This is a genomic window from Chitinophaga solisilvae (assembly GCF_009928525.1).
GTDB classification, from domain to species: domain Bacteria; phylum Bacteroidota; class Bacteroidia; order Chitinophagales; family Chitinophagaceae; genus Chitinophaga; species Chitinophaga solisilvae.
Genome location: NZ_JAABOK010000014.1, coordinates 110,047 through 134,753 on the forward strand (window position 1 = coordinate 110,047; position 24,707 = coordinate 134,753).

Here is a 24,707-nt window from a genome sequence, read left to right on the forward strand (position 1 = left end):
AAAGCACTTTCAAATACAATTATCTCATCTGAAAAATGCCATCATCATGCACAGCAGCGCCGAATGGGTAGCGCATTTCAAGGAAAATGCCACCCGCCACCGCATCAACTGGCAACTGTCACCGGCAGTCACCGCCGCCGCTATCAGGGAACTACTCCCCTCCCTGCAGGCATGGCAGCTGGGAGAAACCTCTGAGGGGTCACACCTGCTCTCTGCCGCTAAAAAATATGCGGCGAAAATCCAGGACCCGCAATATGTGGAAGCAGTAAGCCTGTTTATTAAGGAAGAACAAAAGCACGGAGCCAGCCTGGGGCGGTATCTTGACGCTATCGGCGCAGAAAGGATTCAGCAGAACTGGGGCGATACCCTGTTCCGTAAAATCAGGTACTTCAATACCAGTATGGAAATATGGACGGTGGCAGTGATCGTGGTGGAAAGTACGGCACAGCTGTTTTACCAGTCATTAAAAGACGCCACACCCTGTAAACTGCTGCAACAGATCTGTACGGATATTCTCATCGATGAAGCCAGTCACATTACCTTTCAGCAGGAACGGCTGGCAATTATTTTTCAGGATAGGCGCAGCTGGCTGAAACGCGCCCGTATACCGGCTTACGGCATATTTTTCTATGCTACTTCCTGCCTGGTATGGATGGCGCACCGCCCGGTGTTTAAAGCAGGCGGACATACCTTTTCCGGGTTCCTGAATAGAATGGGATACAAATACCGGAAATGTTTCGGGCCACTGCGGCAGCACGGATCTGTTCAAACGTACAGACCCGCGCATGCTGCCGGTACGGCTACAATGTAAATACTTTTCCGCCTACCATCACTTCCTGCGTGGCTTCGTCAAACGTAGCCTTCATGCCCGTTCTGTAAGCTGCATTCCCCATAATCAGCGCTATGGAATGCGAATAGGCCGCTTCTATCGGCGCATTCGGCTGCTTACGCTCACGCACACACGTCATCCAGTTTCGTACGTGCGCATTCGTGAGTATATCGCCACCGGTATTGGCGCTCGTTTCTACTTTCTCCTGGTTCAGAGATACAGCAGGCAGCAGGTTGGCATGCATGCCCATTTCACTGGCTTCTCTTTCTGTCAGTCCGCCGGTATTGCTGATTTTTCCGGTAGACATATCTATGGTACCGCCATTGGAATAATATATTTCCTTCGTACCCCCGGCAGAGTTATGAAAGCGGCTGCTGTACATCACCTGGAATCCTTTATCAGGTGCGTCTGCAGGGCCGTAGTCAAATACTGCTGTGAGCGTATCCGGATTTTTACGGCCATCATGCCACATATAGATGCCGCCGTTGGCCACTGCGCTGCGCGGATGCTTCAATCCACTGAACCAATGCACGGTATCAATCTGATGCGTCATCCACTGCCCGAAAATACCGGAGGAATAAGGCCAGAAAAGACGATACTCCAGGTATTTGCGCGGATCCCAGCTGTCATTGGGCCGGCCGGCCAGGAACCGCTTCCAGTCGGTATCCGATTCACGGATGCTTTTAACCAGGTCAGGCCTTCTCCAGCGGCCGGGCTGGTTCACATTCCAGGTCATCTCCACCATGGTGATATCCCCGAATTTCCCATCTTTGATAAAGTTGGCAGCGGCATGATAACTGCCGCCACTGCGGCGCTGGGTACCTACCTGCATGATCTTGCCGGACTCCTTCACGGCTTTCAGCGCCTGCCGCGCTTCTGCCATGGTTTCTGCAAAAGGCTTTTCGCTGTATACGTCGCACTTGTTCTTTACCGCTTCAATGGTATGATAGGCATGCTGGAAATCGGCAGAGGCAATGAACACTGCATCCAGGTCCTTGATCCGGTACAGTTCATCATTATTCGTACAGGCCTGTACGTTATGACCTGTTTTCTCCTGCAGGAATGCTTTTCCCTCTTCGCGGCGGCGGTTCCAGATATCAGACACCGCAATCAGGTCAAAATTCAGTTCCCGGTTGTGACTGAAGAAGGAAGGCAGCAATGCCTGGCGTGCACGGTCGGAGAAACCAACGAGGCCCACATTAATCCTGTCGTTGGCGCCCATGATACGGGCATAACTGCTGGCAGGCATCCCCATGGCGCTGATAGTTAATCCGGCGCCGGCCATCAGCGATTGCTGCAGAAATTCCCGTCTCGTTTTTCTGGTTGTAGTCATTTGTATAGTTTTTAATTATTTTTTCCGGGAGATGTGATAGGCATCCTTCAGTTGCGCCTCCAGATAAGCCACGGCGGGCCTGTATTCGGCAGCGGCATTCATCCAGCGGCATTCCATCATGATACTGCCGGTGTATCCGATCTTATGCAATGCCTGCAGATAGGGACGGAAGTCATCGCCGGCAACGCCTGGCGCGGTCCGCTTCTCCCGCTCTGCTATGTGGCAATGCACCAGGTTCTTCCCGGCCTGTTCTATACTGGCGGCAGATTCTCCTTCTTTCAGCATATGGTAGATGTCGGCCGTAAGCCTGAAATGCGGATGCCCTACTGCCGTCACCACCTCATTGGCGGCGGCCAGCGTAGTGATAAAATTCGTTTCGCTGCTGTTCAGGTTTTCGATGGCAATCACACAATTATATTTTTGAGCAACCGCGGCCATCTTACGCGCCAGTGCAATAAATCGCGGCCTCGCCGCCGCTTCGGTAACGCCTTCCGGCAGCTTTCTGGCTTCTCCGCTGCCCAGTACTATCAGCTGTATGCCTGCCAGCTTCGCCCGATGCAGCACGGTATCCACATAACCCAATACCCGCTGCTCGTCGGCTGCAGGTCCTGTCAGCTTAATATAACCGGGAATAAATACATTGCAGGTCTGTACCCGGCAACGGGCACGCTTCAGCATGGCTACATTCCGCGCAAACTGCGTGTCGCTGACGGCCGGCGATAATAATCTCTTTACCGTTTCTTCGAGGTATACAAATCCGGCAGCATGTGCCAGACTATCATTTTCAATGGAAGCGGCTATCCCAAGCACCGGCAGCCTGGCCTGTGCATTCGATTGCAAAAACATCCCCAAAAACAGCCCTAGAATCAATACTATACTGCCTTTCATAAGTGGAACGACCACCGGGTATCATGTGGTCAACGGAAAAAATACTACTTATCCCTGAAATATCAAAGCTTTTTAACGGACAGCCGCTACCAGCCGCTCAAACTGCCGGCGGTAGTCAAACTGCAGGTCTTCATGCAATGCATCAATCAGTTTCGAGAGCTTCTTCATCTGCATCAGAAAAATATTATTGATGACAGTATTATAGTGAGATAACAAACCTGTTTCTTCAAAACGTGTACAATAATGTAACAGCAGCTCTGCCTCTGCCTGCCGGGAACCCATAAACCGGATATGCTTGGCCATAACACGTAATATTTTACGCAACCGCTTCTTGGCATTATACGGACTGTCATTCCGGATGCCGTCAAACCCTTCATCCACCTCCGCTTTCACGGATTCAACATACCCATGCTCATCATGCGCATCAAATAAGAGATACGTCAGCAGCTCCTTGTTATCCTTTTTAAATCTGGCCAGGCGCAGGCACAGCGCCGCCACCTCCGAAGGTGGTATGGCCTGCAGTTCTTTCTTCAACTCACTGATAGAAGCTGTTCTCATGATCCGGTATTGATCGCCTAAGATACAATCTATACGGCAAATGCGCCAGCCTGCTTAATGAAAGGTATAACATGCAACACGGCGCCGATATAATAAATGAGTAACTTTGCAGTCGCATATCACCCCAATCATTATTCACCTAATAAACTGCTGCACATTATGAAAACATTAACCCTGTTATCCGTAGCGTTATGTCTGTTCGTAGCCTCTGCATCTGCACAGCAGGACTCCGCCGCCATGCAGAAAGCCTGTATGGAATATGCCACTCCCGGCCCTGAACATCAGCTGCTGGGCAAAGGCGCCGGCAACTGGTCCACCGATCTCAGCTTCTGGCCTTCGCCGGGCAGCCCCGCGCAGCACGCAGCCGGAAACTGTACCACAAAAATGATCCTGGGTGACCGCTACCAGGAGAGCCGCTTCAGCGGCGATATGATGGGTATGCCATTCGAAGGCATCGGTACCACCGCTTTCGATAATGCCCGTAAATTATACATCAGCACCTGGATCGATAATATGGGCACCGGCCTCTCCGTGATGGAAGGTAAATGGGACCCCGCCGCTAAAGCGCTGATACTCCACGGCAAAATGGTGGATCCCGCTACCCACCAGGAAATGAAAGTACGTGAAGTCATACGCTGGCAGGATGATAACCACCATACCATGGAAATGTACCGGATGGTCAACGGGAAAGAAGTAAAAGATATGGAGATAAAATTCACCCGCAAATAATTCCCTTCCACATACCAGGACGGCGTTGCAGTTAAACTGCCACGCCGTCAATATTTTATTATTTCCTTATTTTATTATTTCGCTGCTCATACCACGCACACCTTACGGCTCGTCAGCTATTCCTTCATTACTTAAAACAAATTGTCGTATTTCCCCGTTTAATTGTCTTAATCCCCCCCGTTCCATGTGGATATTTCAAATTAGGTTTGCCTGACAAATAACAGCAGTCTAACAATTAAATCAATATACTATGGCAGCAGTAAATCCGTACCTCACTTTCGCAGGTAATTGCGAAGAAGCTTTCAACTTTTACAAATCCGTATTCGGCGGTGAATTCCTGACCATCTCCCGGTTCGCTGAAATTCCGGCAGAGTATAAAGACAGCGCAGGGGAAGACAACCTGGTGATGCACGTGGCCCTTCCGATTGGCAGCACTATCCTCATGGGCAGTGATTCACCTGCACATATGGGACCTGTAAACGCAGGTAACAACTTCTCCATTGCCATCTCCCCTGACAGCGAGGCTGATGCAGATCGTATTTTCAAAGGCCTGGCCGCCGGCGGTAAGATAACCATGCCATTGGACAAAGCCTTCTGGGGCGCCTACTTCGGAATGGTGACAGATAAATTCGGTATTGCCTGGATGGTTAATTATGATCTTAAAGGTTAAGCTCCTTTTAAAAAAGCGGGGTATTATTCATCCCGCTTTTTTATTCTTTCTGCTGAAATAAAAATACAGGGGCAGTCCCAGTGCAGTTATAGCCAGCCCCAGCAAAGAGTTGATCACAGGCGTGCGCCCGCTCCTGAATGCGCTCACATCATTCCATACCGTACTGATGACATAAAAAAGGGAGAACACAATAAATAACAGCGGCAGCAAAGGATACCCCCATGTTTTATAGGGCCGCGGATAATCCGGCATCCGGCGCCGTAATATAAAAAAGCCGATCGCACCCAGCAGGTAAAACACCCAGGCAACAAAAGTGAACATATCGGCCAGCATATCAAATGAACCACTGATCACCAGTATAACCGCCCATCCCCCATGCAGCCATAAAGCATTGCCTGGCGTACGGTAGCGCGGATGGTCCTTACCCGTCCACGGAAAAAAGAGCCGGTCATTGCCCATGGCATAGGTCACCCGCGCAATAGCCATCGTATTGCCATTCACCGCACCAAACGTACAGATCACTACCATGGCGGCGAGTATGGTACTGCTCACATTTCCCAATGCTGCATACATCGCCTGCTCAGCTACCAGTGGCGATTTCGCCATCGTATCTACCGGCAACACATACAGGTACGCTGCCGTTACCAGCAGGTATACCACCATACTGAGCAGCAACCCGGTAGTCAGGCTCCGCGGAATATCCTTCCTGGGCGATTGCAGCTCACCTGCCATAAAAGTAACGTTGATCCAGCCGTCGTAAGCCATGAAAGCGCCTGTCAGCGCACTGATGATACCGCTGACCAGCGCCAGGCCATGTTTTTCCATTGCGCCGGGTTGTATAAAATTGACCGCCGATCCCTTGCCGGACAAGAGGATGCCCGCCACCAGCATACCCAGCGCGGCTATCTTGATAACGGTAGATATCACCTGCAGGGCGCTCCCGGCTTTAACGCTCAGATAATTCAGCCAGGTGAGCCCCAGCACCAGCACAACAGCAATCAGCTTTACCCCTGCATGCTGCAGCGGATACAACTTCCCCAGGAACGGCAACGGCAGCTCCCATGCGCCCGCCAGTTCCAGCGGCAGATCAGGGATGTGCAGGAAATAGTTGCTGTAATCCGCGCATACAAAAGCAATAGCTGCCACAGAGGCGGAGTTGATCACTGCGAAACCCGACCAGCCGTACAGGAACGCGGGGAAATCGCCGTACATCTCCCGGAAGTAGACATACAATCCGCCTGTTTTAGGAAACATAGCGCCCAGTTCTGCATAGATCAGTGCGCCGCAGAGAGAAAACAATCCGGCAATGAGCCAGACGACCGCCAGCCATACGGGAGATCCTACCTGTGCTGCCATAGTAGCAGGTTTCATAAAAATCCCTGATCCAATAATACATCCTGCTACAATCGCTGTGGCGCCGCGATAGGAAATAACAGAAGTTCCCTGGTCATCTGCCGGCATAGTAATAAATTATAACATGGAAGAAATAATCCGGTGGAAATGATGCGTCCCCTGTTCCCGCGTAACGGAATACCGTCCCTGCTCGTAGAACCGGGAACGGATGCCCCGCTGCACGGATTTCACAATGGCCTCATCTTCCAGTTCCACTTCGTCCAGCGCAGCGCCGGCGCCGGTATCCAGCTTATCCGCCTTCCAGATATAGGTCAGGAATTCCACCTCGCAGCGATCCGGCCCTTTGGGTTTCACGATGTTGATGCTCAGGCCCCAGGGGTAAAAATTGAACATCATATTGGGGAAGATAAAAAAGTAATATGCGGCTACCTTCTTGCCGTAATCAGGAGAAGACGGCGGCAGACTGAAACAGTCTTCTTCATCCTTCGCAATGCCCAGCTGCAGACTGGATAACGGGAATAGCTCGGTGGTATAATGGCCGAAGTCAATCACCGTATTCAGTCCGGCATGTACAAAAGGTATATGAAAGCCTTCCAGGTAATTTTCGCAGTAGAGTGCCCAGTGCGCTTCCACCTGGTAGGTGCGGGAACGTTCCCGGCTATACGTAAATTCATGCAGGGGCAGCCAGCTGATTCTATCGGTCATATCCTGCAGGTACGGCTTCCAGCCGGCTGCACGGTCCAGCGAGGTGAAAAGCAGCGGCCCCAGCTGCAGGAGCGGAAAAGCAGGCAGGCTATCTGACGCAGCCGGAAAGTTCCTGACCTCTTTAAACTCCGGCATGCTGTGAAAGCTGCCGTCCTGTTTAAATATACGCCCGTGGTACGGACAACGCAGCTGCGCGGCCTTACATCGCTCCTGCACCAGGATAGCTCCCCGGTGCGTACATACGTTACTCAGACAATGCAGTTCACCTGCCGCATCGCGGGTAAGCAGCAAGGGTTCATCCATATATCCTTCCAGCAGGGTAAAAGGATGACACTGACCGTTCTCCTGCAGGTTACCCGCATCGCCGGCCAGCTGCCAGGAAGGGAAAAAGATTTTGCTGCGGCACAGATCATAGATGCCGGGGTCAGTATAAAAAAAACTGTGCAGGGTTTTGGCGGCCGCTATATCAGGGTCTACATGAAACAAGGACATAGACAATGTTTGTTCAGGAAGTTAAGCATAATTTCCCTGGAAATCTATACCGGCGGGGGGCGTGCTGTACAATAAAATCATACCTTTATACTATTGCCATTACAGGGCTGACCACCTGTAATCAACGTGAATGTTTATTTGTGGATTAATTTTTTTCGCATAGATGAGGGCGACACAACTGTTGATTTTATCCCTGGCTTACCTTGCCGGCATGTATGGAGTACTGATGATGCTGATCACGTGGTTTTATGACCTGAATACTACCGTAAGCGCATTGGCTATGATACCGTTTGTTTGGCTGCTGCTGACGGTCAGTTACCGGTTAACCGGTACCGTTATACGTAGGTTGAACCAGCTTCACACCTTCAAGGGGTCCTTTATATGGATAATCCCAATCATCTCATTATCAGGCATTTTCATAACCTTATTTATCATTTGGCCTTCACTGGATTTAACCCGCTGGACAGCACTGGCAAAGGTACTGACCTTCCTGGTTACTGCCGGTATGATACCTGCCAGAATGATAGCCGGACGTTAAAAAAGAGTGGTCAGAAGTATTGTACATTTATACTTTATAAGAACACCATGCAACTCCCGTTTTATCAGATTGATGCCTTTACAGATACTTTATTCGGCGGTAACCCGGCCTGTGTCATACCACTGCAGCAATGGCTGCCGGATGAAATGCTGCTGAAGATAGCCCGCGAGAATGCGGTAGCTGAAACAGCGTTCTTCCTTCCGCAGGGCGATGATTTCGCGCTGAGGTGGTTTACGCCTGAAATTGAGATGGACCTATGCGGCCACGCCACGCTGGCAACGGCACATGTGATTATCTCCCTGCTGCAGCATTCTTCCCGCCGCCTGTTGTTCAACTCCGCCAGCGGTCCGCTGGAAGTGGAAGCAGACGGCGACCTGTATACCCTTCGCTTTCCTTCCCGTAAACCCGTGCCCGCCGTACTGCCGGAGGCCATCAGCCGTTCTCTCGGTAAGCAACCGCTGGAAGTGTGGAAGTCCAGGGACTATATACTCGTCTATGCAACGGAAACGGATATACGGGAAATGAAGCCTGACCGGCAGGTGATGGACCAGATCAACCTGGACCCCGGCGGGGTGGTGATTACGGCTCCGGGGGTGCATTGTGATTTCGTATCCCGCTATTTCACACCGCAGGCTTCCATCTTTGAAGATCCTGTCACCGGCTCCGCGCATTGTTCCCTGATTCCCTACTGGAGCGGGCGGCTGGGCAAACGGCAGCTGACAGCCATGCAGCTGTCGGACCGCGTAGGTACGCTGTACTGCGGCGATCATGATACTGTTGTTACCATTGCCGGCTATGCCCGCACTTACGCAACCGGTTCTATCCGGATCGGGTAAATTCTTCCGTTCTTATTTTACCGGCAGCATATTGTCTGTGTCTACCGGGAAGCTGTCATATTTATGATAGAGCTTTAGGTATTTCTGCGGGTCCACCGGTTGTTCGCTCAGGGTTTCAATCAGGCCATAGAAGAAGCCTTCGCGGTTTTCGGAGGGATTGAAGATCAGGGTCAGGGTTACCGGCTCCACGGAGTTGTTACGAAATCCGTGGGGGGTAAAGCGGGGCGCATAGGCTACTCCTCCGGCGGCTACCTCCACCATTTTATCAGCCAGCTGTATGGTGAGCACACCTTTATTGATGATAAAGGCTTCATCCATATACCGGTGGTAGTGCAGGTTGGCGCCAATGGTGTGCGGCGGCAGCGTAATTTCGTATATACCTAACCGGTTGCCCGATAATTCGCTGGTCACTTTAAACGTGCAGGAAAATCCTCCCAGCCCTGTTTTCTCCCCTTCTCCGGGTTGTAATATCACTGCTTTGTTTTCCAGCAGGTCGTTAAAGTAATCTTTATGTGTTGCGTTCATCTGGTCTTTTTTGTTTGTGAAGACAAAGATCAGCCTGCTGCCATACCCAAACATTTACATATGTTGAGGTTTTCCGAAAAAATATCAATAAATAATACCATTCAGACAATCATTTATAAATATATAACAATCAATCAATTATGAAATTCAATTTAATCTTAAAAATTAACCGGGATATTTAATTACAACTTCTACAGAAAGAAATATATTTATGTTAAATACAATTTGATAACTACTAAATTTTGTTAATCCCACCTATACTGGAAATAATTTTCAATCGGCATCCTAATAATTATTAAATTAGGGAGAAACAACGATTGGGCAGCTAAACGGACACCCAATCAACAACCAAAGTAACCATATAAAGCCTCTCGGATAACACCTCAATCACACCGAAAACTTACAATCTAAATGAAAGAAACAATTGTGTTTTTCACATCGCTCATTCATTCGGGTACCAGTAATTTCTATCCTAAAGAAGACAACTACAGAATCCAGAAGGTAAACATTACCGCGCTTTTACTGATTTCGCTCAGTTTAGGATTTGGGATCGTGTATTACGTCATGTCGTGGATGCTGATATTACTTGTTTCTGCACTTGTGCATGCCGCCCTATTTTCGCTGATACTACTGCTGAACAAAAAGAAAAAGCATACGGCTGCAGGAGTAACCCTGCAAACGATGATTAATTGTTCAACGGTATATTACGGATTCATTCTGGCAAAAGCGGTTGATCCGTTATGGCTTACGCTTTTCCTGCTGATATCCTGTCTTTCATTTATTAAAGTAGGGCGGGCCCAGATCATGTGCATGATCCTGTCAGCCTTATCCCTGGTGTTACTGGAGGTGAACCGGATTTACCCGGTGGTGCCTGCCCTGGATTTCACAGAATCCATGACGCAGCTCATTCATTACTGTACAGCATTTACCGTGGTTATACTAACATCTATTTCGTTGGTATCTATTGTATATTATAACGCTAAACTCTTCCGGACTATCAAAATGAGAAATGACCAGCTGGTCAGGCTCAATAAGGAATTGCATATCAGCAACAGCCGGTTGGAGGATCAGGTAAAAGAGCGCACGGCCAACCTGCAGAACGCCGTTATAGCGAAGAATATTTTTGTCAGGGAGCTGACCCACGAGCTGAGAACCCCGCTCAATGCCATTTACAGCATCGCACAGCTCAAGCTGCTGGCCAAAACTAAAAACAGTATTGAGAAAAAGATAGACGAAGACCTGTTCATTGCCTGCAGAAATCTGCAGAGCCTTATTAATAATACGCAGGATAAATGCAAGCTGGATACCGGCAACTTCGATGAGGTAAAGAAGGAATCTATTCTCACCTATAGCTGGATCAATAATATTGTCAATATTTACCAGTACTTCGCCAATGAAAGAAGGGTGAAGATACAGCTGGAGATAGAACAGGATTTCCCGATGGCCATCCTGGAAGACAGCATCAAGCTGACCAAGATTGTCAACAATATCCTCGTGAACGCCATTAAGTTTACGCGCGCCAATACGGTCATCCATACACGTATTTACCGGAACAACGGCAGTCAGTGGTGTATTGCCGTCAGGGACCAGGGGGAAGGCATTCCGGCAGATAAGATTTCCACCATCTTCAAGGAGTTTACCCGCACCACCATCAATTTTGCGGAAGGCAGCGGCCTGGGGCTGAATATAACCCATCAGCTGGTAAAGATCCTCTGCGGCACCATTGAAGTTTACAGTCAGGAGGGCGAAGGCACGGAATTCGTAGTATCCTTACCGTTAGTAGAATACAAAGGACAGATCCAGAGCACGTCTGTGCAGCTGAAAGATAATACCCTGATTTCCTTTGAAGGCAAGAAAGTGCTGCTGGTAGATGATGATGATATGACCAAGCGTTACCTGTCGCTCTTACTGAGCAAACGCGGGTTCTCCATCATGCATGCGGAAAATGGCCATGAGGCGCTGATAAAGGCCCAGGACCGGCCCGATATTATTATCCTGGATATGAGCCTGCCGGGCAAATCCGGTCAGGATGTTTTACAGGAGCTGAAAGCCTCTCCTACCCTGAAAGATATTCCGGTGATTGTAGCTTCTGCGGATACGGATGAAACGAATATGGAAGAGATTATGCTGGATGGGGCCTGTTCGTATATGGTAAAACCGATCGATTTTCCTATACTCATAGATATTATGGTGAAAAACCTGCTGACGGGCGTGATTGTCAGGAACTGACAGCTGCCGGCAGCAGGTTCTTTTCTGCATTAATACGGATTGTATCTTGGCGTATCTATAATACTCCAGTAGAAAAACCCTGCAATCATGGTTTCAAGACCATCGATGTATTTTTTAATTTTTCTGTTGAGATCCTCTCCGAAATCCGCCAGGCGGCTGCGCCGGGTAACAAATTCCCGCATTTCTGCATCATGGATGGAAGCGGCCTTCTGAATGGCTTCATTAAGGGAATACTGATGCTGGTGTTTTAACATCATCACCAGGTTATGTTCATCCCCGTGCTGCAGTTCCTTATTGAGCGAAAAGAGGTCGTTAGCCCAGCATACTACCCTCCTGGCCAGTTCCGTGATATACATGATATCCGGGTGCTGGAGCACGTACATGGGGAGTTCAACACCTGTAGCCAGTTCATTGATATCCGTACCTATATTGGCTGCGGAAAAGAACTGCCGCATATGCATGTATTGCACTACTGCGGGATGATGCTCAGGATGCTTGTTATTGTAGGCTTCCCAGATAGCGGCTTCAAAGGTAGCCTGCACGCTGATCTGGAACTGGGACTGCCAGCTGGCCCGGGTCATCTTCTGCAGACGGGCGCCTATATCGCTGAGCGCATGAAAGAACTTGTTATCCTTTGGTATCGCATTATTTCTGAGCGCTTCAACAAATCCTTCAATGAGCTGTCTGATATAGTTTTCTTCCCGGATATAAGCCGTTGCGGGTGTGACATGATCCAGTTGCTCATCCAGTACGAATAGCCAGCTGTAAAAATTATCGATGCAGCACAGGAGGTCGAAATCTGCATCCGGCATGGTGCGGCAGGTCATCCAGGCCATTTTGTAAGTGGCAAAATGTTCTTCGGCTTCTTTTGTTTCCAACAATTGGTAGTCGTGCAGGAATTTATAGGTGTTCGCTGCTACTTTGTCTGTATAAGGGCTGATTCTGGTTGGGAACGGGCAATAGAGCCTTGGAATGACAACCTTTGCGAAAGTTTCATATGCATTCATAGACATGACAATCGGAAGATTAAAGGAACAGTTTACTGCATTACATCGCTTAATTCTTTGATCTTTGAGAAAGTGACAGGAAGCGATTGAAATCCGGTGATAATTGTGCTGGGCGTCATTTCCAGCGTTGCGCCCTTTTTGATCTGTACATCCCGGATCCGGGAGAACACAACATCGAGCGCTATCTGCGTTTCCAGTTTGGTGAGCGGTACGCCAAAGCAATAATGGATACCATGCCCGAAACTCAGTGTGTCTGCAAGATTGGGACGATTGAAATCAAAGGTTTCCGGATCAGGGAAAACTTCCGGATCATAATTGCCAGAGATGAGCCATATATTAATGTAGTCTCCTTTTTTAATCTGCTGCCCGCCCAGTTCCAGGTCTTCTTTAGCCACCCTGGTCATGGATTTGGCAGATGGCAATACCCGCAGTACTTCATTGATGATCTTATCATAATCTTCCGGATGATCCAGCAGGTGCTGCAGTACTTCCGGATGCTGACAGAAAGTGTACATCACATTTCCGAGCAGCGAGGCCGTGGTTTCAAATCCGGCGAGGAACATGCCTACAACGGTTCCCAGCAGATCTTCCTTGCCAAGTCTTTCTCCGTTGACTTCTGATTGCAGCAGGTGGGTGACCAGGTCATCCTGCGGATCATTTCTACGCAGCTCCATCATTTTCTCCAGGTAGCCCGCAATGCTTTGCTGCGCAGCAAAAGAGGCTTCCATTTCTTCCATCGTTTTCACATTGGTAACAATGGTAGTTACCCATTCATGCACCTGTGCATGGTCCTGCGCCGGGATACCCAGTATCTGCGCAATCACGCGGTTGGGAAGTGCGATGGCGAAATCGTGAATAAAATCCATCTCACCCTTTTCCAGCCAGGGTTCCAGGATTTCTTCACACTGCTGTTTAATCCAGTCCTTATGCTTTGAAATAACAGCAGGAACAAAAACTTTTGCTACAAGCGATCGCAGTTTCTTATGATCCGGCGGATCGCTCTGGTTAACATTTCTTCCCATAATATTCTTTCCCAGATCAGGAATGAATAAATTGGAGAAGTACTGGTAATCACTCAATACCCGCTTTGCTTCCTTATGACGAAACACTTGCCAGGCCCCCTTTACCCCATAATAGAAAACAAATTCAGGATCGTAAAAGACAGGATTGTTTGCTCTCATGTCAGCAAACCAGGGAATAGAATTGTGAGAAACCATATGCTATGGGTTTTAGTGCGAACAAATCAATAAAAGGTTGACGGTAGTACGGTTATTCTGGTTTTTCAACTATTGGCAGATAACTTGATGTTAAAGAAAACAAAATTGCAGATACAATGTATAGTTGATATCGCTACGAGGGGTGTTAATAAGGAGTTAAGCGAAAAGAATTTGTTATTTGATTATTTGGTTATTTGAGATTTGGTTATTTAAAATGCAGCGGAGATCTAAGCAAGTATTTTACGCTCAGATCTCCGCTGTATTTTAAATAACCAAATCTCAAATAACCAAATAACCAAATTATAAGTCCTGGCGTTTGAGGAGTGATACGGCGTGGTTGGCGGCGCGGGCGGTGAGCGCCATGTAGGTCAGCGACGGGTTCTGGCAGGCGGAAGATGTCATGCAGGCGCCGTCGGTAACAAAAACATTTTTCACGGTGTGTACCTGGTTCCATTCATTCAGGATAGAGGTACCCGGATCTTTTCCCATACGCGCGGTGCCCATTTCATGAATGGCCATACCGGGATAGGAATCCCGGTTGAATGGTTTTACATTTTTCAATCCGGCTGCTTCCAGCATGGCTGCTGCATCTGCGGCCATATCTTCCCGCATGCGGGTTTCATTATCCTTAAACTCGCAGTTGAATTTAAGTACGGGCTGGCCCCAGGGGTCTTTGGTGGTATGATCCAGGGTCACCTGATTATTTTCATAAGGCAGGCATTCTCCGAAGCCCATCAGTCCCATCTGCCAGGGGCCGGGTTCTGCGATGTAATCTTTGAAAGCTGCACCTATGCCCAGTTCTGCAATGCCTCTTGCCCAGTTGGTACGGCTGCTGTAACCGGTGTATCCGAAGCCGCGCAGGTAATTCCGTTTCTCTCCGTGCACATTGCGGAAGCGTGGAATATAAAAGCCGGCCGGGCGTTGGCCATAATAATATTTATCAGGAAATTCTTCTGAAGTTCCCATAGCACCTACATGGAAATGATGATCCATCAGGTATTTGCCCAGTACGCCGCTGTCGTTGCCCAATCCGTTAGGGAAGCGGGCGGAGGTAGAGTTGAGCAGCAGAAAGGTGCTGGCCATCGCGGAGGCATTCAGGAAAATAACGCGTGCATAAAATTCGCTGGTTTCTTTCGTATGCTTGTCGATCACGCGCACGCCGGTGGCTTTGCCTTTCTGCTCATCATAGATGACGGAGCTGACAACGGCATCTGTTACCACCGTGAGGTTGCCTGTAGCGGCAGCGGCAGGCAATGTGGACGACAGAGAGCTGAAATATGCGCCGAACGGACATCCACGGCTACAGCGGTTCCGGTACTGACATTTGCCCCTGTCTCCTATCGGTTGTGTAAGATTGGCGGTGCGGAAGATGGTCATTTTACGATCGGGAAAAGCAGATTCGATGCGCCCTTTCACCGCTTTTTCGAAGCAGTTCATTTCCATGGGCGGCTGAAATTTTCCGTCCGGCAGGTGCGGCAGGCCTTCTGCCTGCCCGCTGATACCGGCGAAGGCTTCTACATGGTCATACCATGGTGCAAGATCCTTGTAGCGGATAGGCCAGTCAATACCGATGCCTTCCCTGGCGTTGGCTTCGAAGTCGAGATCGCTGAGGCGCAGTGATCCGCGGCCCCACATCAGGGAGCGCCCACCCAGAATATCACCGCGCATCCAGTCAAAGCGCTTCTCTTCCAGATACGGGCCGTCTTTATCCTTCATCCAGTAAGCCTCATTGAATTCATCATACGGGCGGTCGCGCACCAGGTGCGGCCGGTCTTCTTTCTGCGTGTTGGTGAGTACGCCGCGGTGCGTCACTTCCCATGGATCTTTGGTGGCGTTCGTATAGTCTTTCACGTGCTCCAGGTGCCTGCCCCGTTCCAGCACCAATACTTTCAGTCCCTTCTCACACAGTTCCTTTGCGGCCCATCCCCCGGTAATACCCGACCCTACTACAATAGCATCAAAAGTATGGGTGGCCGTTGCTTTTATATTCAGATTGATCATACGCCGGAAAAATTCACTTCCCGGTTAAAGTAGCAAAATAATTACAGATAGTTCAAAAAATAGGATGACCGGAGGATAGTTTGTCTCAGCGCTGCTTTTCAAGGATGCTGCGGAAATCGTCCATCGTGGAAAAGAGGTTATTTCTCACGATCGGATCGGACACCCAGCGGGGTACTTTGCTCCGGTTGGTGGTAATGGTGTAGGTTATTTTCATGCTGCCACCTGTATCTTCCATCAGCCACCTGCCACGGGTACCGGTGATGCGGCTTACATCGGCAGTAACCGGAAACAGGCTGCTGCTGGTGCTTTCAAAGGTTATCTCCCCGTGGCGTTCTCCGGCGGTATGCGGATTGAAACGGTACAGCAGGCAGCAGTCCTGGTCGCCGAAAGGCCATGGTATCTTGTATTTGAGATAGGTAGTCCACTGGTTGCTGTCGGATGACAGGAGTACCCGGTACATTTTCACATGTGCGTTCCAGTTAGTTCCCTGCTCCTGACTTCTCAGGAGCTGCGTCACAGACCGTACATCAGATTTTACGGTGAACACGGCCTTCACCTCCCGTACGCTTTCCATGCCGGAAGCGGCAATCCAGCGCTCGTACAGGGCAATGTTTTTCTCCTGTTTCACCAGCTTGTAGCTGCCATCGCTCAGCTGGTGTGCGGATGCCGGCGACTGTGCCAGCAGCAACAGCACGGCAACGCTGAACATGGTACGAAACACACGGTCCCACAAAGTGGAGCTGACGCCGAAGCCCAGGTCATCATTTTTATAATGATGCAGGTGATGATTACGCCACAGGGGTTTCAGCCATCTGAAAGGTGGCGCCCAGGCATGAATGGCGTAGTGCATGCTCCCGTATATCAGGTAACCGGAAATAAATCCGGGGAAAAACATCAACGCATTTTTTCCGGACAGCAGGTAGAAGACGGCAAACAGGAAGGAAGCAATAATTACGCTCGGCACCGGGGGCATGAAGAGCCGCTGCCGGTCGCGCGGGTACTCATGATGATTCCCATGCAGCGTGTATACCATCCGTTTTGCCACAGGATGCCCGCTCACCCAATGGAATATATAGCGGTGTGCGGCATACTCGAACAATGTCCAGCTGAACAGCGCGGCCAGATAAGTCAGGATGATCCGCAGCAGCGAGTAATGCAGGCCGGCATAACTATAATACAGCATATATCCGATTACCGGCAGATACATTCCAAAGATAACAGCAGGATGGGTTTTAGTCAGCGCCTCCAGGTACTTGCTCCTGAACAGTGTAGCCTGGCCCTTGTTATGCACTTTCTCAAATTTCATATACAGTTGTTTAATGAACGAAGCAATTCATACTACAAAATTGCAAAGCGCTCTTCTCCTGTCCATCTAATTTCCAATGATCTGTAGAATAAAACCGATGAATTGCTAAAATCCGGGGAGTTGTTGTTGTACGCGCTCCATACAATGACACCTGAATACGCCTTTCCCCCTATACCCGGTGTAGTTGCAGCAGCTGACAAGCCAAACAATAAAATATATGTATATATTTAACTTTCAGCATATAAGCATTTTAAAACCGTATCACGCCGGTATTTTTCGTAAATCCGGTCATCTGCAGGCATTCTTTGCCGTGGCATTGCCGGCAAAACGCCTGAAAGCGGGAGACTGACGGGGATAAAAACCGGGTGTAAATAATTTCACCGATTCATTTATTTACCCTTATTTTGTTTGTGACAGTATACCCCCCTCTTAACCTCAAAATTATTGTTATGAGCCTCAGCCCCCAACAGTACTATCTCAAGTACATTCACAAAGAAACCGGCTACCGCGCTACCTGGGACCCGGGAAGAGAACTGCGTATCGGAGATGTTGGCAAATTACAACCTGACGGTAGTTTTTCCGTGCATACCTCCCTGGAGAAGGAAGGTATCAAAGCCGAGGTACGCGGAGATCACAGCGCTGCTGACATGGACTATACCTCCGGCAGTAAAGTGAGCATTGATGTGAAGCTGAAAGGCAGCGTACCGGCCGCCGGCAGTGTATTCTCACAGGTAGATGCAGGCTTCGACATCGGATTCAGCAGCGATAAAGCCATTGTATTTAAAGCCAGCGGTTTTAAAACACTGCAGATCGTAAATCTGGCAGCAATTACAGATGCTATTCTCGATAAATATAAAAATGGTACCTGGAAGAAGGACTGGCATGTAATTACCAACCTGGTACAGGCAGATGCCGCCACCATCATTATTTCCACCAGCAGCAGCGGCCGCCTGGAGCTGAAAGCCAATGCTGACATAGGCGCCGGCGCAGGATTAAAAATTACCGACGCCAACCTGGGTCTTACCACGGTAAGTGAAAAAGGCAGCAATATTAAATTCATTGCACAACAGGGACTCACGCCCCTCTACAATATTATGGGCATCCACGAGCCCTGGTTTAACTGGTTCGGCGAACCTACCCTGGAAGTGAAGGAAGAACAGGACAAGGCGCCGGCCCTCCGCCGGTATGATTTTAATGAGAAGGCAGAATTACCGGAAGGCGAATAACAGCCGGCATGGATATTTGCAGGCTGCGTTGTAACTTACAACGTCATGGAAGCGCATCCGATCATACCACATCTCTTTAAAACTGAATACCGGAAAATTGCCGCTGTCCTGTTCAGACGTTTTGGTTTCGATCATTTCGAAACTGCGGAAGATATTGTCAGTGACACCTTTCTCTCCGCCACCGAAACATGGCAGCGGCAGGGCTTACCGGATAATCCCGTAGCATGGCTGTATACCGTAGCCGGCAATAAAGCTAAAAACCTGCTGAAACATCAGCAGGTCGTAACCCGCAATGCCGCCGCAAACGCAGGCCATGAAACAACGGAAGAGATGCCGGAAATAGACCTGTCGCCGGAAAACATCCGGGACAGTCAGCTGCAGATGATGTTTACCGTATGTCACCCTGCCATACCTGCGGAAGCTCAGATAGGACTTGCCCTCCGACTGCTCTGCGGATTCAGCATCACGGAAATTGCAGATGCCTTTCTGACCAGTAAGGAAACGATCAATAAAAGATTATTAAGGGGTAAAGACAAGCTGCGGGAAGCCAATATTGCCATTCAGTTTCCCGGCCCGGATGAAACGGGCAGGCGTCTGGAAATAGTGTTACGTACCTTATACCTGCTCTTCAACGAAGGCTATTACTCTGCCAGTCATAATACTCCCCTGCGCCGCGAGCTTTGCTTTGAAGCCATGCGGCTCACCCAGCTGCTCACGGAAAATGCGGCTACCAACCAACCGCCTGTCAACGCTTTGCTGGCGCTGATGTGTTTTCAGGCCTCCCGCTTTGACGCCCGGACCAGCAGCAGCGGCGATACCATTCTCTATTCCGACCAGGATACCAGCCTGTGGAACGATACGCTGATTGCCCAGGGAGAACACTACCTGCAATATTCCTCCCAGGGAGATCAGCTCACCAGATACCACCTGGAAGCTGGTATTGCCTACTGGCATACCATCAGGCAAGATACACCGGACAAATGGCAGCAGATACTGCAGCTGTACAACCACCTGCTGCAGCTGGAATATTCACCCATAGCTGCACTCAACCGCACCTACGTACTGTCGCGCGTACACGGGAAAGCAAAAGCCATCGCGGAAGCAGAGAAGCTGCAGCTAAACGGGCATCATCTGTATCATACTTTGCTGGGAGAATTATATACCGGTACGGACAATCACCAGGCGCTGCAACATTTTGAAAAAGCGATGATGCTGTGCAGTGCGCCGGCAGATAAAAAACTGATTGCCGCCAAGATGCTGCGATGCAGGTAAATGCTCAGGGGAAGCTGGTGACATGCGTTTGTATAAGTGCATACAACTTTTCCATAATAACCGGGCATAAGGCATGGAACGTTTTTTCGCAGGCGTCCAGCTCCGGATCTCCGTACATCACTTCCGGCCGGCCGTGCAGCCGGCACTGTTCATCCAGCTGTAAAACGCGCATATGTGCACGACGGATAAGATCTGCACCTTCTTCCAGCTCCAGCGTGGTTTGCAGTAAAGTGGCCATCAGCTCAGGATACATGTGGAGCGCTGTATCAAAGCCTTCGTAATCTTTGCAGGAAATCCACTCATACACCAGTGCGACTGCCCGCGGCCATTCATTCAGGTCAGCGACATGCGCCGGTTGTATCCAGTATTCCTTTCTGAAGGAATACACTTTCTCCAGCGCCAGCAGGATCAGGCTGACGGCCTCCTCCGGCTTATGCGCATGTTTCCGTAAAATCAGTTCGGTTACCGTGTAACGCTCCCTGTCAATGCTTTGTAATGCAGCGGAAATATCAAAGCCGTGCAGCTGCAAATGCCTTGCCGCCGTTTCCGGCGGCACTCCGGCCTTGCCGGCTACCGTCTGTATCTGCGCTGCCTCAAACAGCTCCCGGGCTGCACTAACGTTACCGCCTGTACGCTCCAGTAAGGTAATGGCATGGCGTATCCCCACGGGTGTCTGCTCACGCAGCAAGGCTATCTTTTCCTGATCCATCTTCCTTTGTTTCTTACTGCAATGGTAATCAAAATCCGTTTCCCGAAAGCAGGTATAATATAAACCTCCTTCCTCAGCTACAGCTGAGGAAGGAGGTTGCGCTGAAAAATAAAGCCGCTCCGTAGAGCGGCTCTTTCTTTCACCTTCGCTCGCTGTACTGATTAATAATATTCGTATGTACGGTTCAGCGTTTTCTTGCCGCCATCCGTTATGTATACAGCTGTTACGCGTTTCAGCGCATCTGTTTCGTATGCAAGGCTATAGCTGGTTGCCGGTCCGCCCAGTGTCTTCAGTTGCATCGTGGCCGGCAGCTGCGGACTGTTTACATCCATTATCGACAGGTTAAATCCGAAGTAGTTCAGTGCAAAATTGATTTCCTGTATATGCAGGGCTTTATCTGTTTCATACTCCGGGTTATTGAATGCGGAGTAAGTATAGGTGGCATCCCAGATGTGAGAGAGTCCTTCTATCTTGGCCAGGGCCCGGGTCACATTCTGACCGGCATTTATATACAGGCAGAAGTAAGGATTACCGGTGATGGTATACATCCTTTGCGGTACCGGCGTTACATTAAACGGAAACGGCGGCCGCTGCTCTTCTATGTCATATTCGTGGTCCGCCACTACCATACGTTTATAGCCTATGGAATCATACTCATACCGGATAACAAACGGTTCCCCTGCCGGTTCCGTTATCACCAGGGAATCTACCCGGTTCAACGGACCGTATGCCACGCTGAAGGCTACGGAATGCGTGCCATCTGTCTTACGGATGGTTTTCACCCGTCCCTGTGTATCATACGTATAGGAACGCACCACCTCTCCGATAGTTACCTTTTTCACCTGGCGCAGGTGATGCGGCAGCCCTCCGCCCCCGCCGGGCCACGGCAATTTATTACAGCCGCTGAACATGCCGGCTGTCAGTATCAGCATACACACAGCCATGCAGGCTAACAATTTTTTCATGGTGAAATGAATTAAAGGATGAATGAAAATATAACAGCAATGAATACACGAAAATATATCCGGAGGTTCTGGACAGGGATGGTTAAAATACAGCATGCTGATACTAAATTATCAGCATACACTGCTACAGGACAGCGAGTAAATACTCACTGCGATGGCTATACGAAAATAAAAAACTGCTGTCAATCCCTATTTGTAGGGAGAAAAGCGGGGTCAGAAGAAATCATCCTTTTCCTGTGCCTCTGCGATCACTGCGGAACCACGGGGAAGGAAAACAGTAAACCGGCAACCGGCAGGTTCATTGGCGGCGACTTCTATATGACCATGGTTCTGGGCTACAAATTCCTTACATAATATCAGACCGAGGCCGGTACCCCTTCCCCCACCGGTACTATAGCCGGGCGTCTGTTGCTGGGAAAACAGTGTTTTCATCTGCTGGGCAGGCATCCCGATACCGCTGTCTATGACTGCGATGGCCGTATCCTTTTCTTCTTCTTTCACCACGATCGCAACAGTGCTGCTTCTATGGCTGAATTTCAGGGCGTTACCGAAGAGATTCCGCAATATAACAGACACCTGGTCCCGGTCGGCATACAACGTTGCAGCAGACGGGATTTCCATATGTACGGCCATCTTTTTCTCTTCCAGGCTTATCTGGAAAAAATGCAGCACTTCTGTAACCAGCGGCTCCAGGAAGAAATGTGCCGGCTGCGTCTGAATACCTCTCAGGCTACGGCTGCTCCAGCGCAATACATTATCCAACGCCCCTCCCAACTGGGATATTTTCCGTTGCAGGATAGCAGTGGCTTCCTGCATCTCTTCCGTCGTATATTCGTTGCGGTGAAACATCTCCAGCAAACTTTCCAGGGTAGCCAGCGGACTTCTGATATCGTGCGCTACAATAGAGAAGAGTTTCTCCTTATCCTTGTTGACGGTCACCAGCATCTGGTGCTGCCGTTCCAGCTCCCGCTGATAATCGGACTGTATATATTTAAAACATCCCAGTGCGATGGTAAAGAAAATCAGGGATACGCCGATATTGCTCCATACACGGGCAACAGGCACCGGCGGCGCCAGGTACCAGCTCTGCGGCATCAGCACAATCATCATAAACGCCACAATAATCAATATGCTCAGGCCGATCACCACCCATTTGTTGTCATATACCAATACTGTTATCAACAGGATATTGAGCAGAAAGTATTCAGATCCGTTATGGAAGTAAAGGCCGGTAAACGTGTAGATGCCTACGCTGACGAAGATGAGTACCAGCCGGGCGCTGGGATACTGCTGGTATTTGTGCAGCAGCAGCACGCTTAAACACATCAGGCAGGTGATGAGGTTGAGTGCAGACAACAGATATCTTTCCTGAAAGAAATTCAGGACGGCGTATAAAAAAATGAAAGGTATACAGGGCAGCGCCAGCAGGTTCAGTAACCTGGTCCGCCTTGACTCAATAAAAGGCATGGACGGGCGTATCCCTACATTGACAATCTGATTCCAGGAACTTTCGACAATCCGGTACAGGAAATGGATCAGGCGACTCAGCATAGCGTCGCAAAGATAAACCGAAAATCCAGATAAGCGATTGCCGCAACTGCCTCCGGGCAGGCCGGGAAGCACCGTTTCCATATCCCGCAGGCATTCCGGGCTACGCATACGCTTTATAAAAATATAAGAATGACTGCTTCCGGTTACTTCGCAGGGGTAATTGTTGTCAGGATAAAATAAACGTTATCTTTTTATCTGCCGCTGTTTTCATTTCAGCAAAATAAGAAAGGCGTCCTTAGCGGACGCCTTTGCCATATTATCTGGCGGGGATTTCCCGCAGTATATGCAGCAGATAACCGTAGAATTTGCCTACGGAACTAATCATCACCCTTTCATCAGGAGAATGGGCGCCACGGATGGTCGGGCCGAAGGAGATCATATCCAGGCGGCCGCCGAAATGGGCTCCCAGGATACCGCATTCCAGACCGGCATGTACTGCGCCCACATGCGGTTTATGTTCAAAGTGGCTGCCGTACAGGTCCAGCAGCAGTTTCAGCACAGCGGAATCCGCGTTGGGTTTCCAGCCGGGGTAACCGCCTTCCTGGATAATTTCGCAATCCATATTTTCGAAGGCAGCTCTTACTGCAAAGGCTACATCTTCCTTGGTACTTTCCACATTGCTGCGTTGCAGGGAATGGGTAATAAACACGCCATCTGCTGCAGATACTTTTGCCAGGTTGGTAGAAGCCTCCACCAGACCTGGGATATCCGGGCTCATGCGATATACGCCATTGGGTACGCCATAGATGGCGCGCAGCAGTTTACTGAAGTAACCGGAAGCCATTACTTTCGCAGGCGTCTCCGTTTCCTTGCAGGTCACTTCCAGCCTTGATTCCAGCGTATGGTATTCATCCTTAACAGTGGCCGCGAAATCGTTCACCAGTTGCACAAAGGCGTCTTTTGCAGCAGCAGGTATTACCACCACTGCCTTAGACTCGCGCGGGATGGCGTTCCGGAGGCTGCCGCCTTCCAGGCGTGCCAGGCTGATATCACCTGCGCGCTGCGCTTTGTACAGCAACCGGTTCATCAGCTTGTTGGCATTGGCGCGGCCGCTGTTAATATCCATACCGGAGTGGCCGCCGAGCAGCCCTTTGACGGTGATTTCAAAGGCAACCGTGCCAGCGCCTGCAGGCACTTCTTCGTAAGTACCGCGGGTATTGGTATCAATACCGCCGGCACAGCCGATGGTAATTTCATCTTCTTCTTCCGTATCCAGGTTCAGCAGGATAGTGCCGCTGTAATACGCAGGATCCAGTTTTATTGCGCCAGTCATACCGGTTTCCTCATCTATGGTGAACATAGCCTCAATTGCAGGATGCACCAGGTCTGTGGCTTCCAGTACGGACATGATAGCGGCAACGCCGATGCCGTTATCCGCACCCAGCGTGGTACCGCGGGCTTTCACCCACTCGCCGTCCACATACATATCAATGCCCTGTGTATCGAAATCAAAAACGGTATCCCCGTTTTTCTGGTGTACCATATCCAGGTGGGATTGCAGGATAACCGTCTGCCGGTTTTCCATACCGGGAGTAGCCGGCTTTTTGATCACCACATTACCCACTGCATCGCGGTGGGTTTCGAGGTTCAGCCTTTTACCGAAGTCTATGATAAAGTTAATTACCCGTTCTTCTTTCTTGGAAGCTCTGGGAATAGCATTCAGACCGGCAAAATTGCGCCATAGATTTTCGGGAGACAAATCTTTTAATTCCATTCAGCTATATTTAAATATTGTTTGTAACCAGTAAGGGGCCAATGTAGGTAAATA

22 protein-coding genes are annotated in these 24,707 nt (G+C 49.6%); 8 read left to right on the forward strand and 14 right to left on the reverse strand.

The features are described from left to right. The first annotated feature begins 46 nt into the window (after positions 1 to 46). The gene (locus GWG06_RS24705) at positions 47 to 811 is read left to right on the forward strand and encodes a ferritin family protein (RefSeq protein ID WP_202183110.1); all 765 of its coding nucleotides are present in this window, start codon (positions 47 to 49) and stop codon (positions 809 to 811) included. Here GWG06_RS24705 and GWG06_RS24710 read toward each other — a convergent pair. The 3 genes from GWG06_RS24710 to GWG06_RS24720 all read right to left on the reverse strand — a co-directional run bounded on the left by GWG06_RS24710 (position 801) and on the right by GWG06_RS24720 (position 3,608). Next, positions 801 to 2,162 carry a Gfo/Idh/MocA family protein gene (locus tag GWG06_RS24710; RefSeq protein ID WP_160716751.1) on the reverse strand — a complete coding sequence of 454 codons (1,362 nt, stop codon included), beginning with the start codon at positions 2,160 to 2,162 and terminating at the stop codon, positions 801 to 803. The two genes, GWG06_RS24705 and GWG06_RS24710, sit on opposite strands and share 11 nt — an antisense overlap. 15 nt (positions 2,163 to 2,177) lie before the next feature. Continuing rightward, positions 2,178 to 3,008, reverse strand: coding sequence for a sugar phosphate isomerase/epimerase family protein (locus GWG06_RS24715; RefSeq protein ID WP_160716753.1), 831 nt, complete (start codon positions 3,006 to 3,008; stop codon positions 2,178 to 2,180). Positions 3,009 to 3,122: 114 nt separating this feature from the next. Beyond that, positions 3,123 to 3,608 carry a hypothetical protein gene (locus tag GWG06_RS24720; RefSeq protein WP_127043668.1) on the reverse strand — a complete coding sequence of 162 codons (486 nt, stop codon included), beginning with the start codon at positions 3,606 to 3,608 and terminating at the stop codon, positions 3,123 to 3,125. A gap of 159 nt (positions 3,609 to 3,767) precedes the next feature. On the opposite strand from GWG06_RS24720, the gene GWG06_RS24725 reads away from it, so the two are divergent. Together GWG06_RS24725 and GWG06_RS24730 are read left to right on the forward strand one after the other, a co-directional pair. Next, positions 3,768 to 4,337 (forward strand): DUF1579 domain-containing protein, encoded by a 570-nt coding sequence (locus GWG06_RS24725; protein WP_160716755.1) that lies wholly within the window; start codon positions 3,768 to 3,770, stop codon positions 4,335 to 4,337. Between the two features lie 250 nt (positions 4,338 to 4,587). Then, positions 4,588 to 5,007, forward strand: a complete 420-nt coding sequence (locus GWG06_RS24730; RefSeq protein ID WP_160716757.1) for a VOC family protein — start codon at positions 4,588 to 4,590, stop codon at positions 5,005 to 5,007. Between the two features lie 27 nt (positions 5,008 to 5,034). On the opposite strand, the gene GWG06_RS24735 is transcribed toward GWG06_RS24730, so the two are convergent. Both GWG06_RS24735 and GWG06_RS24740 read right to left on the reverse strand, forming a co-directional pair. Next, positions 5,035 to 6,468 carry an APC family permease gene (locus tag GWG06_RS24735; protein WP_160716759.1) on the reverse strand — a complete coding sequence of 478 codons (1,434 nt, stop codon included), beginning with the start codon at positions 6,466 to 6,468 and terminating at the stop codon, positions 5,035 to 5,037. Positions 6,469 to 6,477: 9 nt separating this feature from the next. Beyond that, positions 6,478 to 7,557, reverse strand: coding sequence for an aromatic ring-hydroxylating oxygenase subunit alpha (locus GWG06_RS24740; protein ID WP_160716761.1), 1,080 nt, complete (start codon positions 7,555 to 7,557; stop codon positions 6,478 to 6,480). Positions 7,558 to 7,720: 163 nt separating this feature from the next. On the opposite strand from GWG06_RS24740, the gene GWG06_RS24745 reads away from it, so the two are divergent. Continuing rightward, positions 7,721 to 8,095, forward strand: a complete 375-nt coding sequence (locus GWG06_RS24745) for a hypothetical protein (protein WP_160716763.1) — start codon at positions 7,721 to 7,723, stop codon at positions 8,093 to 8,095. Positions 8,096 to 8,142: 47 nt separating this feature from the next. Next, positions 8,143 to 8,931 (forward strand): PhzF family phenazine biosynthesis protein, encoded by a 789-nt coding sequence (locus tag GWG06_RS24750; protein ID WP_160716765.1) that lies wholly within the window; start codon positions 8,143 to 8,145, stop codon positions 8,929 to 8,931. Between the two features lie 12 nt (positions 8,932 to 8,943). On the opposite strand, the gene GWG06_RS24755 is transcribed toward GWG06_RS24750, so the two are convergent. After that, complete coding sequence (locus GWG06_RS24755; RefSeq protein WP_160716767.1) at positions 8,944 to 9,456, reverse strand: cupin domain-containing protein; 513 nt, start codon at positions 9,454 to 9,456, stop codon at positions 8,944 to 8,946. 411 nt (positions 9,457 to 9,867) lie between these two features. Here GWG06_RS24755 and GWG06_RS24760 point away from each other — a divergent pair, with 411 nt between their 5' ends. Further along, on the forward strand, positions 9,868 to 11,685 hold the full coding sequence (locus tag GWG06_RS24760) for a hybrid sensor histidine kinase/response regulator (protein WP_127044438.1): 1,818 nt from the start codon (positions 9,868 to 9,870) through the stop codon (positions 11,683 to 11,685). 29 nt (positions 11,686 to 11,714) lie between these two features. Here the strand turns inward: GWG06_RS24760 and GWG06_RS24765 are convergent, their stop codons facing one another. From GWG06_RS24765 to GWG06_RS24780, 4 genes are all read right to left on the reverse strand, one after another. Beyond that, positions 11,715 to 12,698 carry a terpene synthase family protein gene (locus GWG06_RS24765; protein WP_127044437.1) on the reverse strand — a complete coding sequence of 328 codons (984 nt, stop codon included), beginning with the start codon at positions 12,696 to 12,698 and terminating at the stop codon, positions 11,715 to 11,717. 26 nt (positions 12,699 to 12,724) lie between these two features. Then, on the reverse strand, positions 12,725 to 13,909 hold the full coding sequence (locus GWG06_RS24770; RefSeq protein WP_160716769.1) for a cytochrome P450: 1,185 nt from the start codon (positions 13,907 to 13,909) through the stop codon (positions 12,725 to 12,727). A gap of 300 nt (positions 13,910 to 14,209) precedes the next feature. Continuing rightward, positions 14,210 to 15,910 carry a GMC oxidoreductase gene (locus GWG06_RS24775; protein WP_160716771.1) on the reverse strand — a complete coding sequence of 567 codons (1,701 nt, stop codon included), beginning with the start codon at positions 15,908 to 15,910 and terminating at the stop codon, positions 14,210 to 14,212. 85 nt (positions 15,911 to 15,995) lie between these two features. Continuing rightward, a complete protein-coding gene (locus GWG06_RS24780; protein WP_160716773.1) occupies positions 15,996 to 17,216 on the reverse strand; it encodes a sterol desaturase family protein in 1,221 nt (406 codons plus the stop codon). Positions 17,217 to 17,665: 449 nt separating this feature from the next. On the opposite strand from GWG06_RS24780, the gene GWG06_RS24785 reads away from it, so the two are divergent. After that, a complete protein-coding gene (locus tag GWG06_RS24785) occupies positions 17,666 to 18,442 on the forward strand; it encodes a hypothetical protein (protein ID WP_160716775.1) in 777 nt (258 codons plus the stop codon). A 45-nt stretch (positions 18,443 to 18,487) separates the two neighbouring features. Then, positions 18,488 to 19,714, forward strand: a complete 1,227-nt coding sequence (locus GWG06_RS24790; RefSeq protein WP_160716777.1) for an RNA polymerase sigma factor — start codon at positions 18,488 to 18,490, stop codon at positions 19,712 to 19,714. A 4-nt stretch (positions 19,715 to 19,718) separates the two neighbouring features. Here the strand turns inward: GWG06_RS24790 and GWG06_RS24795 are convergent, their stop codons facing one another. From GWG06_RS24795 to GWG06_RS24810, 4 genes are all read right to left on the reverse strand, one after another. Further along, on the reverse strand, positions 19,719 to 20,423 hold the full coding sequence (locus GWG06_RS24795) for a hypothetical protein (RefSeq protein ID WP_160716779.1): 705 nt from the start codon (positions 20,421 to 20,423) through the stop codon (positions 19,719 to 19,721). A gap of 161 nt (positions 20,424 to 20,584) precedes the next feature. Further along, complete coding sequence (locus GWG06_RS24800; protein WP_160716781.1) at positions 20,585 to 21,388, reverse strand: hypothetical protein; 804 nt, start codon at positions 21,386 to 21,388, stop codon at positions 20,585 to 20,587. A 213-nt stretch (positions 21,389 to 21,601) separates the two neighbouring features. Beyond that, positions 21,602 to 23,047: a sensor histidine kinase gene (locus GWG06_RS24805; protein WP_160716783.1), complete on the reverse strand. Its 1,446-nt coding sequence runs from the start codon at positions 23,045 to 23,047 to the stop codon at positions 21,602 to 21,604. 148 nt (positions 23,048 to 23,195) lie between these two features. Further along, the gene (locus GWG06_RS24810) at positions 23,196 to 24,653 is read right to left on the reverse strand and encodes an aminoacyl-histidine dipeptidase (RefSeq protein ID WP_160716785.1); all 1,458 of its coding nucleotides are present in this window, start codon (positions 24,651 to 24,653) and stop codon (positions 23,196 to 23,198) included. Positions 24,654 to 24,707 lie beyond the last annotated feature (54 nt).